General features: G+C 73.1%; 14 protein-coding genes. 7 read left to right on the top strand and 7 right to left on the bottom strand.

Annotated elements, in window-relative coordinates; all coding sequences use genetic code 11:
* Positions 1-6 precede the first annotated feature (6 nt).
* On the top strand, positions 7-537 hold the full coding sequence (locus AB0E14_RS19090; RefSeq protein ID WP_362418847.1) for an NUDIX hydrolase: 531 nt from the start codon (positions 7-9) through the stop codon (positions 535-537).
* 78 nt (positions 538-615) lie between these two features.
* On the opposite strand, the gene AB0E14_RS19085 is transcribed toward AB0E14_RS19090, so the two are convergent.
* Complete coding sequence (locus AB0E14_RS19085) at positions 616-1,476, bottom strand: 3-hydroxybutyryl-CoA dehydrogenase (RefSeq protein ID WP_362418844.1); 861 nt, start codon at positions 1,474-1,476, stop codon at positions 616-618.
* Positions 1,477-1,656: 180 nt separating this feature from the next.
* Between AB0E14_RS19085 and AB0E14_RS19080 the strand changes: the two genes are divergently transcribed.
* Complete coding sequence (locus AB0E14_RS19080; protein WP_362418841.1) at positions 1,657-2,913, top strand: family 10 glycosylhydrolase; 1,257 nt, start codon at positions 1,657-1,659, stop codon at positions 2,911-2,913.
* Positions 2,914-2,931: 18 nt separating this feature from the next.
* On the opposite strand, the gene AB0E14_RS19075 is transcribed toward AB0E14_RS19080, so the two are convergent.
* Together AB0E14_RS19075 and AB0E14_RS19070 are read right to left on the bottom strand one after the other, a co-directional pair.
* Positions 2,932-3,126, bottom strand: coding sequence for a DUF1918 domain-containing protein (locus tag AB0E14_RS19075; protein WP_361963526.1), 195 nt, complete (start codon positions 3,124-3,126; stop codon positions 2,932-2,934).
* Positions 3,127-3,222: 96 nt separating this feature from the next.
* A complete protein-coding gene (locus AB0E14_RS19070) occupies positions 3,223-4,239 on the bottom strand; it encodes a DMT family transporter (protein ID WP_362418838.1) in 1,017 nt (338 codons plus the stop codon).
* On the opposite strand from AB0E14_RS19070, the gene AB0E14_RS19065 reads away from it, so the two are divergent.
* The 3 genes from AB0E14_RS19065 to AB0E14_RS19055 all read left to right on the top strand — a co-directional run bounded on the left by AB0E14_RS19065 (position 4,238) and on the right by AB0E14_RS19055 (position 7,733).
* Positions 4,238-5,674, top strand: a complete 1,437-nt coding sequence (locus tag AB0E14_RS19065) for a PLP-dependent aminotransferase family protein (protein WP_362418835.1) — start codon at positions 4,238-4,240, stop codon at positions 5,672-5,674. The genes AB0E14_RS19070 and AB0E14_RS19065 overlap by 2 nt on opposite strands.
* A gap of 267 nt (positions 5,675-5,941) precedes the next feature.
* A complete protein-coding gene (locus AB0E14_RS19060) occupies positions 5,942-6,517 on the top strand; it encodes a histidine phosphatase family protein (RefSeq protein WP_362418832.1) in 576 nt (191 codons plus the stop codon).
* A gap of 49 nt (positions 6,518-6,566) precedes the next feature.
* Positions 6,567-7,733 carry a methyltransferase gene (locus AB0E14_RS19055; protein ID WP_362418829.1) on the top strand — a complete coding sequence of 389 codons (1,167 nt, stop codon included), beginning with the start codon at positions 6,567-6,569 and terminating at the stop codon, positions 7,731-7,733.
* Between the two features lie 24 nt (positions 7,734-7,757).
* Here the strand turns inward: AB0E14_RS19055 and AB0E14_RS19050 are convergent, their stop codons facing one another.
* Positions 7,758-9,359 (bottom strand): ABC-F family ATP-binding cassette domain-containing protein, encoded by a 1,602-nt coding sequence (locus tag AB0E14_RS19050; RefSeq protein WP_362418826.1) that lies wholly within the window; start codon positions 9,357-9,359, stop codon positions 7,758-7,760.
* Positions 9,360-9,521: 162 nt separating this feature from the next.
* Positions 9,522-10,397, bottom strand: a complete 876-nt coding sequence (locus AB0E14_RS19045) for a DUF2071 domain-containing protein (protein ID WP_362418824.1) — start codon at positions 10,395-10,397, stop codon at positions 9,522-9,524.
* Positions 10,398-10,564: 167 nt separating this feature from the next.
* Between AB0E14_RS19045 and AB0E14_RS19040 the strand changes: the two genes are divergently transcribed.
* Positions 10,565-11,002, top strand: coding sequence for a helix-turn-helix transcriptional regulator (locus AB0E14_RS19040; protein ID WP_362418821.1), 438 nt, complete (start codon positions 10,565-10,567; stop codon positions 11,000-11,002).
* Positions 11,003-11,041: 39 nt separating this feature from the next.
* Positions 11,042-11,458, top strand: a complete 417-nt coding sequence (locus AB0E14_RS19035; protein WP_362418818.1) for a VOC family protein — start codon at positions 11,042-11,044, stop codon at positions 11,456-11,458.
* 2 nt (positions 11,459-11,460) lie between these two features.
* Here the strand turns inward: AB0E14_RS19035 and AB0E14_RS19030 are convergent, their stop codons facing one another.
* Both AB0E14_RS19030 and AB0E14_RS19025 read right to left on the bottom strand, forming a co-directional pair.
* Positions 11,461-11,946 carry a DUF3291 domain-containing protein gene (locus tag AB0E14_RS19030; protein ID WP_362418815.1) on the bottom strand — a complete coding sequence of 162 codons (486 nt, stop codon included), beginning with the start codon at positions 11,944-11,946 and terminating at the stop codon, positions 11,461-11,463.
* A gap of 32 nt (positions 11,947-11,978) precedes the next feature.
* On the bottom strand, positions 11,979-12,677 hold the full coding sequence (locus tag AB0E14_RS19025; protein WP_362418812.1) for a helix-turn-helix domain-containing protein: 699 nt from the start codon (positions 12,675-12,677) through the stop codon (positions 11,979-11,981).
* Positions 12,678-12,709 lie beyond the last annotated feature (32 nt).

Here is a 12,709-nt window from a genome sequence, read left to right as displayed (position 1 = left end):
AGAAACGTGCAGTGGACGAAACTGAGTGAACAACCTGTCTATGAGAACCGCTGGTTCCGGGTGAACCTCGCGGACGTCGAACTCCCGGACGGCCGCCACCTCGACCACTATCTGATCCGACTCCGTCCCGTCGCCGTCGCGACCGCGGTCAACGAGGCCAACGAAGTCCTCATGCTGTGGCGGCACCGCTTCATCACCGACAGCTGGGGCTGGGAGCTGGCCGCCGGCGTGGTCGAGGACGACGAGGACCTCGAGACGGCCGCGTCCCGCGAGATGGAGGAGGAGACCGGCTGGCGCCCGGGACCCCTGCGCCATCTCCTGACCGTGGAGCCCTCCAACGGCCTCACCGACGCCCGGCACCACCTCTACTGGGCCGAGGAAGCCACGTACATCGGCCCGCCCGAGGACGACTTCGAGTCCTCACGGCGGGAGTGGATACCGCTCAAACTGATCCCGGACATGATCTCCCGGGGCGAGATACCTGCCGCCAACATGGCGGCCGGGCTGCTCATGCTCCATCACCTGCGGCTCGGCTGACCGTGGGGCACGGACGGGGGAGAGCCGAACGGCCCGTACCTGTGCGGGTGTACGGGCCGAACGGTGGTCGCCGGTGGTTCAGGCGTAGGGGTAGAAACCCGAACCGGTCTTACGGCCGAGACGGCCCGCGTCCACCATGCGCTGGAGCAGCGGGGGAGCGGCGTACAGCGGCTCCTTGTACTCGGTGTACATCGAGTCGGCGATGGACACGATCGTGTCCAGACCGATCAGGTCGGCGAGCTTCAGCGGGCCCATCGGGTGGGCGCAGCCGAACTCCATGCCGTTGTCGATGTCCTCGCGGCTCGCGATGCCCGACTCGAACATCCGGATCGCCGAGAGCAGGTACGGCACCAGCAGCGCGTTGACCACGAAGCCGGACCGGTCCTGGGCGCGGATCGCGTGCTTGCCGAGCACCTTCTCGGCGAAGAGCTGCGCGCGGCTGATCGTGCCCTCGGACGTGGTGAGCGCCGGGATGAGCTCCACCAGCTTCTGCACCGGGGCCGGGTTGAAGAAGTGGATGCCGATGACCTGGTCGGGGCGGGACGTGGCCACCGCCAGCTTGACCAGCGGGATGGAGGACGTGTTGGAGGCCAGGATCGCGTCGGACCGGGTCATGACCTGGTCGAGCACCTTGAAGATCTCGGTCTTGACCTGCTCGTTCTCCACGACGGCCTCGATCACGAGGTCGCGGTCGGCGAACTCGCCCAGGTCGGTGGTGAAGCTGAGACGGGCGAGCGCGGCATCGCGCTCCTCCTCGCTGATCTTGCCGCGTTCGGCGGCCTTCGCGAGCGAGTTGTAGAGCCGCGTACGGCCGATCTCCAGCGCCTCGCCGGTGGTCTCGGCGACCTTCACCTCAAGACCGCTGCGGGCACACACCTCCGCGATGCCCGCGCCCATCTGGCCGCAGCCCACCACTCCGATGCGCTCAATGTCGGCCATGGAGTCCGTCACCTCGTGCCTTTCGCTCTTCACTGGCGGCGGGCCCCGTGTGATTCCGGTGCGTCCGCCTCGACCCCCACGACGTTACCGCTCATTAACCGATGATCGATCGTCCGGGTCGGGCATGCTCTGCCTGTGGGTGTGACGTATCCGACACAGGACGGACGGCAAGGACGACATATGGGTCTGATCGGGAGAAGGGGATTCGTGGCGGGCACGGCCCTCGCGATGCTCGCCACGACGGGCGCGAGCGCGCGCGAGGACGCGGGTACGCGCACGGAGGCCGATGCGGCGGAGCCCGGGCGGCGGTCGGCGGGGGCGTTCCGCGGGATGTGGATCGCCACCGTCTTCAACCGCGACTGGCCCTCCCGCGCGGGCCTGGGGGCCCGGGAGCAGCGGGCCGAACTCCTCGCCCACCTCGACCGGGCCGTGGACCGCCGGCTGAACGCCGTCCTCCTCCAGGTGCGGCCCACCGCCGACGCCCTGTGGCCCTCGCCGCACGAGCCGTGGGCGGAGTGCCTGACCGGGGTCCAGGGCCGCGACCCCGGCTGGGACCCGCTGGGGACGGCCGTCGAGGAGGCCCACGCGCGCGGTCTGGAGCTGCACGCCTGGTTCAACCCCTACCGTGTGGCGAACCACACGGACCCGACCCGGCTCGCGGCGGGCCATCCGGCCCGGCGTCACCCGGAGTGGATCGTTGCGTACGGCGGGAAGCTGCACTACAACCCCGGGCTGCCCGAGGTCCGCCGCTTCGTCCAGGACGCGATGCTCGATGCCGTCGGCCGGTACGCCATCGACGCCGTCCACTGGGACGACTACTTCTACCCGTACCCGGTGGCCGGGCAGGCCTTCGACGACGACGACGCCTACGCGTGGTACGGGGCGGGCTTCCGGGACCGGGCGGCCTGGCGGCGCAACAACGTCGACCTCCTGGTCTCCGAGGCCTCTGCCCGGATCAAGCAGCTCGCCCCCCGGGTCGCCTTCGGCATCAGCCCCTTCGGGGTCTGGCGCCACGCCTCGACCGACGCCAAGGGCTCGGACACCCGATCGGGCGTGCAGAGCTACGACGACCTGCACGCGGACACCCGGAAATGGGTCAGGGAGGGCTGGATCGACCACGTCGTCCCGCAGCTGTACTGGCACATCGGCAACGCCGCCACCGACTACGCCAAGCTTCTGCCCTGGTGGGACGCGGTGGTGCGGGGCACCGGGGTGGGGCTCCACATCGGTGAGGCGCTCTACAAGGCCGGTGACCCCGCCCAGCCCGCCGCCTGGCAGGACCGGAAGGAACTCTCCCGCCATCTGACCCTCGCCGCGCGGTACCCGGGAGTCGGTGGGCACTGCTTCTTCGCGGCGAAGGAGGTCGGCAAGGACCGGATCGGGGCGATGGCGGCCGTGGTCGCCGATCACTACCCGACCGCGGTCCGGCTCTCCTGACGCCTGCTCGTTCTCTCGTTACGACTTCTCGTGGTGGCGTACGACGGTGTCGGGGCCCGGAGCCATCAGGGCCTCGTGACCGTCGTCGTCGAACTTGACGCGGTACGGGGGATTGCCGTTCTCGCCGAGCACCTGAAGGACCTCGGCCGTACGGTCGTGCTGACCGACGGTCCGGCCGTGCACCAGCAGTTTGTCGCCCACGCGCGCTTCCATCGGGGTGACCTCCTCGCGGCCGTGCTTGTCCTCGATCCGAGTCTATGTCCGCCATTGTGACCCGCGTCACCCCCGGGCGCGCGCCAGGGCCGGGCGTCAGCTCTTCGCGCGCTGGGTCACCGCGATGCAGACGAGCACGGCACAGGCCGCGAGGGGCGCGGCGGGCGAGAGCGACTCGCCGAGCAGGGTCACCGACCAGAGCAGGGTCAGCAGCGGCTGGGCGAGCTGGAGCTGGCTGGCCCGGGGGATGCCGATGGCCGCCATGCCCCGGTACCAGACGTACAGGCCGAAGAAGGTGGAGCCGGCCGCGACCCAGACGAGGCCGATGACACCGTGGGCGTTCAGGTGGACGGGTTCGAGGGAGAGGGCGACGGCCGCGCCGACGACCATGAACGGCAGGCACAGGACCAGGGCCCAGCCGACGACCTGCCAGCCCGGCATGAGCCCCGCGAGCCGCCCGCCCTCGGTGTATCCGGCCGCGCAGACGATGAGCGCGCCGAACAGGTACAGGTCGCCCGTGGAGAGGGCTCCGCCGCTCTCCTTGAGCGTGAAGGCGAGGATCACCAGCGCGCCGGCGACGGCCGCGAGCCAGAACCGGCGGGAGGGCCGGCGGCCGGTGCGGATCGCGGCGAAGGCCGCCGTGGTGAGCGGCAACAGACCGACCACCACGGCGGCGTGCGAGGTGGTCGAGGTGCGCAGGGCGAGCGTCGTCAGGAGCGGGAAGCCCGCCACGACCCCGCCGGCGACGACGGCGAGGCCCGCCCAGTGGCGGCGCTCGGGCAGCGGGACCCTCATCGCCAGCAGGAAGGCTCCCGCGATGAGCGCGGCCAGGGTCGAGCGCACGGCGACGAGCGACCAGGGGCCGAAGCTCTCCAGACCCCAGGCGGTCGACGGGAAGGTGAGCGAGAACGCGACCACGCCCAGGCCGGCCAGGAGGGTGCCGCGGGTCTGCCGCGAAGGCGCCACCGAGACCGCGGCCGGTACTGCCTCCGAGGCGGTCTTCGAGGCGGGTGCCTGGGCGGTCGTCGTGGCCGCCGTCGAGACCACCCCGGTGGGCCCGCCGAGACCGACCGCTATCGTCGAGGGAGTAGTAGCGCTATCCTGTGCTGTCATGCACGAGCGTAGCAGCGTCGCTGAACTGGCCGCATCCCTGAAAGCGGAGCTGGACCGCTACTCACCTGGTGGAAAGCTTCCTTCCAGTCGAGCCCTCGTCGAGCGGTACCGCGTCTCCCCGGTGACGGTCACCCGCGCACTCGCCCAGCTCGCCGCCGAGGGTCTCGTCGTCACCCGGCCGGGAGCAGGGGCGTACCGCGCCGAGCCGCGCGAGCGGGCGACCGAGACCGGCGACACCTCCTGGCAGGAGGTCACACTCAGCGCCGACGCGGCGACGGAGCTTGTCCCGCGCAGCGTCGACGCGTCCGGAGTCCTGGCGACCCTGTCGGCGCCCCCGCCCGGGGTCGTCGAGTTCAACGGCGGCTATCTGCACCCCTCGCTCCAGCCGGAGCGGGCCATGGCCGCCGCCCTCACCCGGGCGGGCCGCCGCCCCGGCGCCTGGGGCCGGCCGCCCACCGACGGACTGCCCGAACTCCGCGAGTGGTTCGCCCGCGAGATCGGCGGCACCGTCTCCGCCGCCGACGTCCTCGTCACCGCCGGAGGGCAGCCCGCCATCGCGACCGCCCTGCGCGCGCTCGCCCCGCCCGGTACGCCCGTGCTCGTCGAGTCGCCCACCTACCCGGGCATGCTCGCCGTCGCCCGCTCGGCCGGGCTGCGTCCCGTGCCCGTACCGGCCGACGCCGACGGGGTCCGCCCCGAACTCCTCGAAGCCGCCTTCCGGGCCACCGGTGCCCGGGTCTTCGTCTGCCAGCCGCTCTTCCAGAACCCGACCGGCGCCGTGCTCGACGCCGAGCGGCGGCGCGCCGTCGTCCGGATCGCCCGGGCCGCGGGGGCCTTCGTCGTCGAGGACGACTTCGCCCGCCTGCTCGTCCACGAGGACGCCGGACCGCTTCCCGTACCGCTGGCCGCCGAGGACCCCGACGGTGTCGTCGTCCACATCCGCTCGCTGACCAAGCCGACCTCGCCCAGCCTGCGCGTCGGCGCCCTCGCCGCGCGCGGCCCCGTCCTGGAACGGCTCCGCGCGATCCAGGTCGTCGACAGCTTCTTCGTTCCGCGTCCCCTCCAGGAGGCCGCACTCGAACTCGTCGGCTCGCCCGCCTGGGGCCGTCATCTGCGGTCCGTGTCCCGGGAGTTGAAGGACCTCAGGGCCGCCATGGCGGGCGCGCTCGCCCAGCACCTGCCCGAACTGGCCCTGCCGCACATCCCCGTGGGCGGCTACCAGCTCTGGCTCCGGCTCCCCGACACCCTGCCCGAGGCCGCCCTCGTCGCGGGCGCCCTGCGAGCCGGGGTCGCCGTCGCCGCCGGCCGCCCGTACTTCAGCGCCGAACCGCCCGCCGGGCACATCCGCCTCAGCTTCGCGGGCGTGGCCGGGCCCGCCGAGATCGCCGAGGGAGTGCGCCGGCTGCGGACGGCCGTCGACGAGCTGACCGGCTGAACGGTCCGCCGACGGGTCACCGTGCCGACACGGTGGTCCGCCGACGGGTCACCGTGCCGACACGGTCGATCGGTGCCTCCTAGAAACCTTCCGGCCACGGACGATGCGCGTGGTGTGGCCGGAGAAGGCCTGATTCGATCCCCGGTGGATTCCGGACAAGCGGCCGGTTGTCGGACAGCGGCGGCCCCCGAGCGCGCCGGTGTCCTGACCGGAGCCCGCGCATATGCCCTCTTGACCTGCCAGTCGTCCGGCCTCACGATCGCGCCCATGGGTCTACGGGTCACGCTCGTCGCAGCGGCGCGCAGCTCCTCCCTGCTCGCCGAGCGCTTCGACGACGACCGGCCGCTCGACGAGGCCGGCTGGTACGAGGTGCAGCTCGCCGCGCACTCACTGGTCCCGCTCGGCGCGGCCGAGCTGCGCTACTGCTCCCCGACGCCCCGCTCCAGGGCGACCGGCACCGCGCTCGGCTACGCCCCGCTCGCCCAGCCCGCCCTGCGCGAGTGCGACATGGGCCGCTGGCGCGGACTGACCCTCGCGGAGGTCGCGGCGCTCGAACCGGCCGCCGTCGACGCATGGCTCACCGACCCGCGCATCGCCCCGCACGGCGGCGAGACCCTGCTCGCCTTCATCGCGCGGATAGGGAGCTGGCTCGACACCCGCCCCGCCGACGACGGCGCCATCGTCGCCGTCGCCGAACCCTCCGTCGTCCGGGCCGCCCTCGTGTACGCGCTCAAGGCACCGCCCACCACCTTCTGGAACGTCGACGTCCGCCCGCTGTCCACGGTCACCCTCACCGGCCGCCCGGGCCTCTGGCACCTCCACCTCCAGGCGGCGGTCGGCTGAGGCCGTGGCGGACCGGCCGTGCGCGGCGACCGGCTAGCCTGAGAGCACGATGAACCGTTTGACCACGTCATGGGGCGAGTTCCCGCTCACCCGCTTCCCCGAGGACCCGCGCGACCCGCTCCGCGCCTGGGACGCCTCCGACGAGTACCTGCTGAGCCACCTGGCCGAGACGGACACCGACCTGTCCGGCACGGTGGCCGTCGTCGGCGACCGCTGGGGCGCCCTCGCGACGGCGCTCGCGGCCCGCCGCCCCGGCGCCCTCGCGCAGATCTCCGACTCCTACCTCGGCCGCCGGGCCACCACGGAGAACCTGGCCCGCTCGGGCGCCGCCCAGGACGCGGTCCGGCTGCTCACCACCCAGGACGCGCCGCCCGAGCGGATCGACGTGCTGCTCGTACGCGTCCCCAAGAGCCTCGCGCTCCTGGAGGACCAGCTGCACCGGCTGGCCCCCGCCCTGCACGAGGGGACCGTGGTCGTCGGGACGGGCATGGTCAAGGAGATCCACACCTCCACGCTCCAGCTCTTCGAGTCGATCCTGGGCCCCACCCGCACCTCGCTCGCCGCCAAGAAGGCCCGCCTGATCCTCTGCACCCCGGAGCCCCGCCGGGAGCGGGCCGCGAACCCCTGGCCGTACCGCTACGACCTCCCCTCCGACGCCGGGACCGTCGCCGGGCGGACCGTCGTCAACCAGGCCGGTGTCTTCTGCGCGGACCGCCTCGACATCGGCACCCGCTTCTTCCTGAAGCACCTGCCGACCGGCCTCGGCCGCGCCCGGGTCGTGGATCTGGGCTGCGGCAACGGCGTCGTCGGCCTGGCCGTCGCGCTCGCCGAGCCCGAGGCCGACCTGGTCTTCGCCGACGAGTCGTACCAGGCCGTCGCCTCGGCCGAGGAGAACTTCCGTACCCACGCCGTGCCCGGCCGCACCGCCGAGTTCCTGGTCGGCGACGGAACGGCCGGGCTCGCCGCGGGCTCGGTCGACCTCGTCCTGAACAACCCGCCCTTCCACAGCCATCAGGCCACCACCGACCGCACCGCCCGCCGGATGTTCACCGACGCGCGGCGCGTCCTGCGGCCGGGCGGCGAGCTGTGGGTGGTCGGCAACCGGCACCTCGGCTACCACGTCACGCTCCGCCGGATCTTCGGCTCCTGCGAACTGGTCGCGAGCGACCCGAAGTTCGTGATCCTGCGGGCGGTCAAGCGCGGGGGAGCGGCCTGACCCCGGTACGTACTCCCGTACGCGTCAGGCCAGGGTCACCAGCTCCCGGTACTCCTCGCTCCACAGGTCCTCCTCGCCGTCCGGGAGAAGCAGGACACGGTCCGGCTGCAGGGCGTCGATCGCCCCCTCGTCGTGGGTGACCATCACGATCGCGCCCGGATACGTGGAGACGGCGGCCAGGACCTCGTCGCGGGAGGCCGGGTCCAGGTTGTTCGTCGGCTCGTCGAGCAGCAGGACGTTGGCGCCCGAGTGGACCAGGCCGGCCAGCGCGAGCCGGGTCCGCTCGCCGCCCGAGAGCACCCCGGCCGGCTTGTCGGCGTCGTCACCGCGGAACAGGAACGCCCCGAGCACCCGCCGTACCTCACCGTCCGTCAGATGGGGCGCCGCCGCGGCCAGGTTGGCGCGGACGGTGCGCGTGGGGTCGAGCGTCTCGTGCTCCTGCGCGAAGTACCCGATCCGCAGCCCGTGCCCGCGCACGACCCGCCCCGCGTCGGGCACCTCGACCCCCGCGAGCAGCCGCAGCAGGGTCGTCTTGCCCGAGCCGTTGAGGCCGAGCACGACGAGGCGGCTGCCGCGGTCCACGGCGAGGTCGACGCCGTCGAGGACCGGGCGCCCGCCCTCGTAGGACTTGGTCAGCGACACCGTGCCCAGCGGCATCCGGCCGCACGGCGCGGGCTCGGGCAGCCGGATCCGCGCGACGCGCTCGGCCTGCCGTACGGGATCGAGCCCGTCGAGCAGCCGGTCGGCCCGGCGGGCCATGCTCCGGGCGGTCGTCGCCGTCGACGAGCGGGCCTTCATCTTCTCCGCCTGGGCGTGCAGCGAGGCCGCCTTGCGCTCGGCGTTGGCGCGCTCCCTGGTCCTGCGGCGCTCGTCGGCGTCCCGCTGGGCGAGGTACGCGGCCCAGCCGGTGTTGTGCACGTCGATCGTGGCGCGGGCCGGATCCAGGTGGAAGACCCGGTTGACCGTGTCGGCCAGGAGCGCCACGTCGTGGCTGATCAGGACGAGACCGCCCTGATGCGCCGCGAGAAAGCCCCGCAGCCAGCCGATCGAGTCGGCGTCGAGGTGGTTCGTCGGCTCGTCGAGCAGCAGGGTGCCCTCGCGGCCGTGCCCGGCGAACAGGATCCTGGCCAGCTCGACCCGGCGCTTCTGGCCGCCGGAGAGCGTGCCGACCGCCCGGTCCATGACGTCGGCGGGCAGCCCCAGACCTGCCGCGACCCGGGCGGCCTCCGCCTCGGCGGCGTACCCGCCCCGGGCCTCGAACTCCGCCTCGGCGCGGGCGTACGCGGCCATGCGCCGTGCGTCGGGAGTCTCGCCGAGGGCGACGGCGGCCCGCTGCAGCGCGCGGCCGGCCCGGTCGAGGCCGCGCGCGGAGAGGATGCGGTCGGTGACCGGGACGGCCGGGTCGGCGGCGCGGGAGTCCTGCGCGAGATGGCCGATCTCGCCGGTACGGGTGAGGGTCCCGGCGGCCGGCGGGCGCAGCCCGGCCAGGGTGTCGAGCAGGGTGGTCTTCCCGGCTCCGTTGCGGCCGACGAGGCCGATCCGGTCGCCCGGGGCGACGTGGAACGAGAGATCGGACAGCAGGAGGCGGGCGCCGGCGCGCACGTCGGCGGCACGAACGGTGATCATGGAGTAACGCTCCGAATAAGCAGAAGGACACACGGGTGGCGTGGAAGTGGGTCCTTGAGCTAGGAAATTCGGGGCGTAGACATGTCTACGAGGCTAAGGGAGCCCCCGGAGCGGGCGCATCCCGATTTCCGGAGCGTGCCGGAGGCTCGCCGGCGAGGCTCCTCAGCGGGAGGGCCCGCGTGGGTGCGGCACGGTCGGGGCGGACCGGGACGGCCGGCCGAGGCGGACCGGGACCCCGGGGGAGTACAGGACGCTGACCGGGGCCTCCTGAGGCGTCGGCAGCCCGGCCGCGGCAAGCAGGTTCTCCTCGCAGGCGAGCAGTTCGGCGCGGTACAACGGCCAGCGCGGGTGCGCGTTGGGCAGGTACACCGACGTGCCGAAGAACGCGTTGTGCAGTCCCCAGCGGGCGGTGAGGAAGTGTTCGAGCTCGGTGGGCTCCTCGACGCGCTCGCCCCGTTCCACCCTGAGGCGGCTGTAGGCCCCGCGCGGGCCCGGCCAGCGGCGCGAGCTCGTGTAGTCGACCGTCCGGCCCTCGGTACGGACGCTCATCCGGGACCACAGGTACGGCAACCGGAAGCCGAGCCGCCCGAACACCACGGGGATCAGCCGCGACGCGTCCATCGACCGGAAGACGACACCGCGCCGCCCGTGGGCGTCGACGGAGTACAGGCGCACGTTGGTCTCCGGGAACGAGCCGAGGTACGGGATCCCCGGCAGCCGCAGCCAGCCGACCTTGTGCATCCGGAAGGCCACGAGCCCGACGTACGTGAGCCCGTCGCGGGTGTCCGGCACGGTTCCGCTCGGCAGGAGCGGGGCCACGACGTCCGGATCGACGGCCCAGTGGACGAAGGCGAGGTCGAGCCACTCCTGCGTGAGGAGCGGGTCGCGTATGCGCGTGGGGGCGTCGGGAACGACGGCCTCGGGTGCGACTGCCTCGGGCACGACCGTCTCGGGCACGACGGGCTCGGGAACGACGGGCTCGGGTGCGACGGCCTCGGGCGCGACGGATGGGGGCATGAACGGCTCGGGCTGCGGCACGGCGCAAGAATGGCAGAACGCCGCCCGCCCGAAGCCGCCGCCCCCGTGCTCCCGCCCCCCGTGCTCCCGCCCTCCGTGCTTCCGCCCCCCGTCGTCCCTCCGGGCACTCCCCGGGAGCGCGCTGTGATCCCCTGCTCGCTGTCCGACCCGTCTGCGATGCTGGTGACGTGACGCTCGAAGACCTGGTGCGCCTGCGCCGCGCACGCGACGCGATGGACCGCGACTACGCGCAGCCGCTCGACGTCCCGGCGCTCGCGCGCATCGCCCTCATGTCGGCCGGGCACTTCTCCCGCAGCTTCCGTGCCGCCTTCGGGGAGACGCCGTACAGCTATCTGATGACCCGTCGCGTGGAGCGGGCGAAGGCGCTGCTTCGCCGCGGAGACATGAGCGTCACCGAGGTCTGCTTCGCCGTCGGCTGTACGTCCCTGGGCTCGTTCAGCACACGCTTCACCGAGCTGGTCGGCGAGAGCCCGAGCGCCTACCGGGCCCGCTGCCACGAGGCGGGCGCGCCGATCCCGGCCTGCCTCGCGAAGATCCACACACGCCCGGTCAGGAAGGGCGCGCCGGTTCACGTCCCGTCATCACCGAGTCCCCGAGTCCCGTAACGGAAGCGGAATCCGGCACCGGCTCCTATCGTCGGAGCCATGACCATCAAGCTCGCACAGTGCTTCATCGCGGTCGACGACCACGACAAGGCGCTCGCCTTCTACCGTGACGTCCTCGGCATGGAGGTCCGCAACGACGTCGGCTTCGAGGGGATGCGCTGGGTCACCGTCGGCTCGCCCGAGCAGCCCGACGTGGAGATCGTCCTCGAACCGCCGCTCGCCGACCCCAACGCCTCACCGGCGGACCGCCGGGCGATGGCGGAGCTGCTCGCGAAGGGGCTGCTCCGCGGGGTCATCTTCCAGACGGACGACGTCGACGCCACGTTCGAGCGTGTCCGGGCCGCAGGGGGAGAGGTCCTCCAGGAGCCGGCGGACCAGCCGTACGGCGTCCGGGACTGCGCCTTCCGCGACCCCTCGGGGAACATGCTCCGCTTCAACCAGCCCCGTACCTCCTGACCTCACCGCCCCTGAAGGTGGGCGGCGGCCTCGTCGGCGGTGTACGAGGAGACGAAGGTGAACGCGCGCGGCGACGGTCCGTGCGCCCGCAGCTCCGCCAGCCGCTCCAGGGCCTCGCCGACGGTCGGGACGGTTCCGGCGGGGATCCACCAGAGCACCATGTGCGCCTCGACGTGCCGGGCGAACCAGTCGCGCCGCCGCCGCATCACCTCCAGGTGCCCGCTGCGGTACGCGAAGTCCCACAGGGCGTCCTGGCTCTCCCACACGGACAGGTTCACGATGACGTCCTCGCCCGCCGGGCGCAGGGCCGTGGCGTCGGGCGCCCCCTCCTCGACGAGCCGCCAGACGAAACCGGGCGCGCCGTCGGCCGCCGCGTTGACCGGGTCGAGCATCTCGACGAAGGGCGCGAGGCGGGGGTCGTCGAGGGGGTGCAGGAGCGTGGCGACATTGAGCTGGGCGAGGTGGAGGGCGCGCGGGGACGAGGTCATGGCGTCATCCCAGCACGGCCGAGTTTTCTATGTCAATCACCGTTGTTTTTAGAATCCTCGACCACGACGCAGCACTCGCCCGGTCGGGCGTCCATCCGTGCCCTGAGGGGGCCGTCCGTGCCGAGCAGGCCTTCCAGGAGTGCGAGGTTCATGCCGCAGACGAGGGGCGGGAAGCGTTCGGCGACGGCGTGGAAGGGGCAGTTGCGCATGCGGACGACCCGCCCGGAGCCTTCCGCCCCCTCCGTGCCCTCCGCCGCCCCCTCGGCGTCCTCCCTGTGCGGTTCGTACCCGCGGGCGGTCAGCGTCCGCACGGCCTCGTCGAGGTCGCCGCAGGGTGCCGCGGAGCCGCGCAGCTCCTCGCCCCGGCGGCGGGCCGCGGCGCGGAGTTCGGCGTCGAGCCCGGCCCGCTCGGCGGTCTCGGCGAGCAGCTCGGCGGCGGTGCGGTAGTCGCGGGAGGGCAGTGCCACCGACCGCTCGGCCCGCGCCCGCGTGTACACCTTGGCGGGTCGCCCCGCCCCCGGCCCCGAGCGCCCGGTCAGGCGCCGGCTGCCGCTCTCCAGGAGTCCGGCCTCGGTCAGCCGGTCCAGGTGGTGCGCGGCGAGCGTGCGCGCCACGCCGGCCGCCTCGGCCGCCTCGTTCCGGCCGACCTCCCGCCCCTGGGCTGCCACGTACTCGTACAGCCGTCGCCGCACCGGGTCCTGCAGCAGGGCGATCGCGTCGATGTCCTCCATCCGGCCAGTCTAGGAACAATGGGGGTTGTGGA

Origin of the sequence: Streptomyces sp. NPDC047981, assembly GCF_040653315.1 — a bacterium.
In the GTDB taxonomy this organism is placed as follows: domain Bacteria; phylum Actinomycetota; class Actinomycetes; order Streptomycetales; family Streptomycetaceae; genus Streptomyces.
Note: the sequence above shows the minus strand (reverse complement) of the source record. Positions and strands in the feature narration are given on the sequence as shown.

Coding starts and splice junctions, on each gene's coding strand:
- AB0E14_RS19055 (WP_362418829.1), top strand. CDS start 6,567: ATGAACCGTTTGACCACGTCATGGGGCGAGTTCCCGCTCACCCGCTTC.
- AB0E14_RS19025 (WP_362418812.1), bottom strand. CDS start 12,677: ATGGAGGACATCGACGCGATCGCCCTGCTGCAGGACCCGGTGCGGCGA.
- AB0E14_RS19085 (WP_362418844.1), bottom strand. CDS start 1,476: ATGGCCGACATTGAGCGCATCGGAGTGGTGGGCTGCGGCCAGATGGGC.
- AB0E14_RS19035 (WP_362418818.1), top strand. CDS start 11,042: ATGACCATCAAGCTCGCACAGTGCTTCATCGCGGTCGACGACCACGAC.
- AB0E14_RS19075 (WP_361963526.1), bottom strand. CDS start 3,126: ATGGAAGCGCGCGTGGGCGACAAACTGCTGGTGCACGGCCGGACCGTC.
- AB0E14_RS19050 (WP_362418826.1), bottom strand. CDS start 9,359: ATGATCACCGTTCGTGCCGCCGACGTGCGCGCCGGCGCCCGCCTCCTG.
- AB0E14_RS19030 (WP_362418815.1), bottom strand. CDS start 11,946: ATGACCTCGTCCCCGCGCGCCCTCCACCTCGCCCAGCTCAATGTCGCC.
- AB0E14_RS19065 (WP_362418835.1), top strand. CDS start 4,238: ATGCACGAGCGTAGCAGCGTCGCTGAACTGGCCGCATCCCTGAAAGCG.
- AB0E14_RS19080 (WP_362418841.1), top strand. CDS start 1,657: ATGGGTCTGATCGGGAGAAGGGGATTCGTGGCGGGCACGGCCCTCGCG.
- AB0E14_RS19070 (WP_362418838.1), bottom strand. CDS start 4,239: ATGACAGCACAGGATAGCGCTACTACTCCCTCGACGATAGCGGTCGGT.
- AB0E14_RS19060 (WP_362418832.1), top strand. CDS start 5,942: ATGGGTCTACGGGTCACGCTCGTCGCAGCGGCGCGCAGCTCCTCCCTG.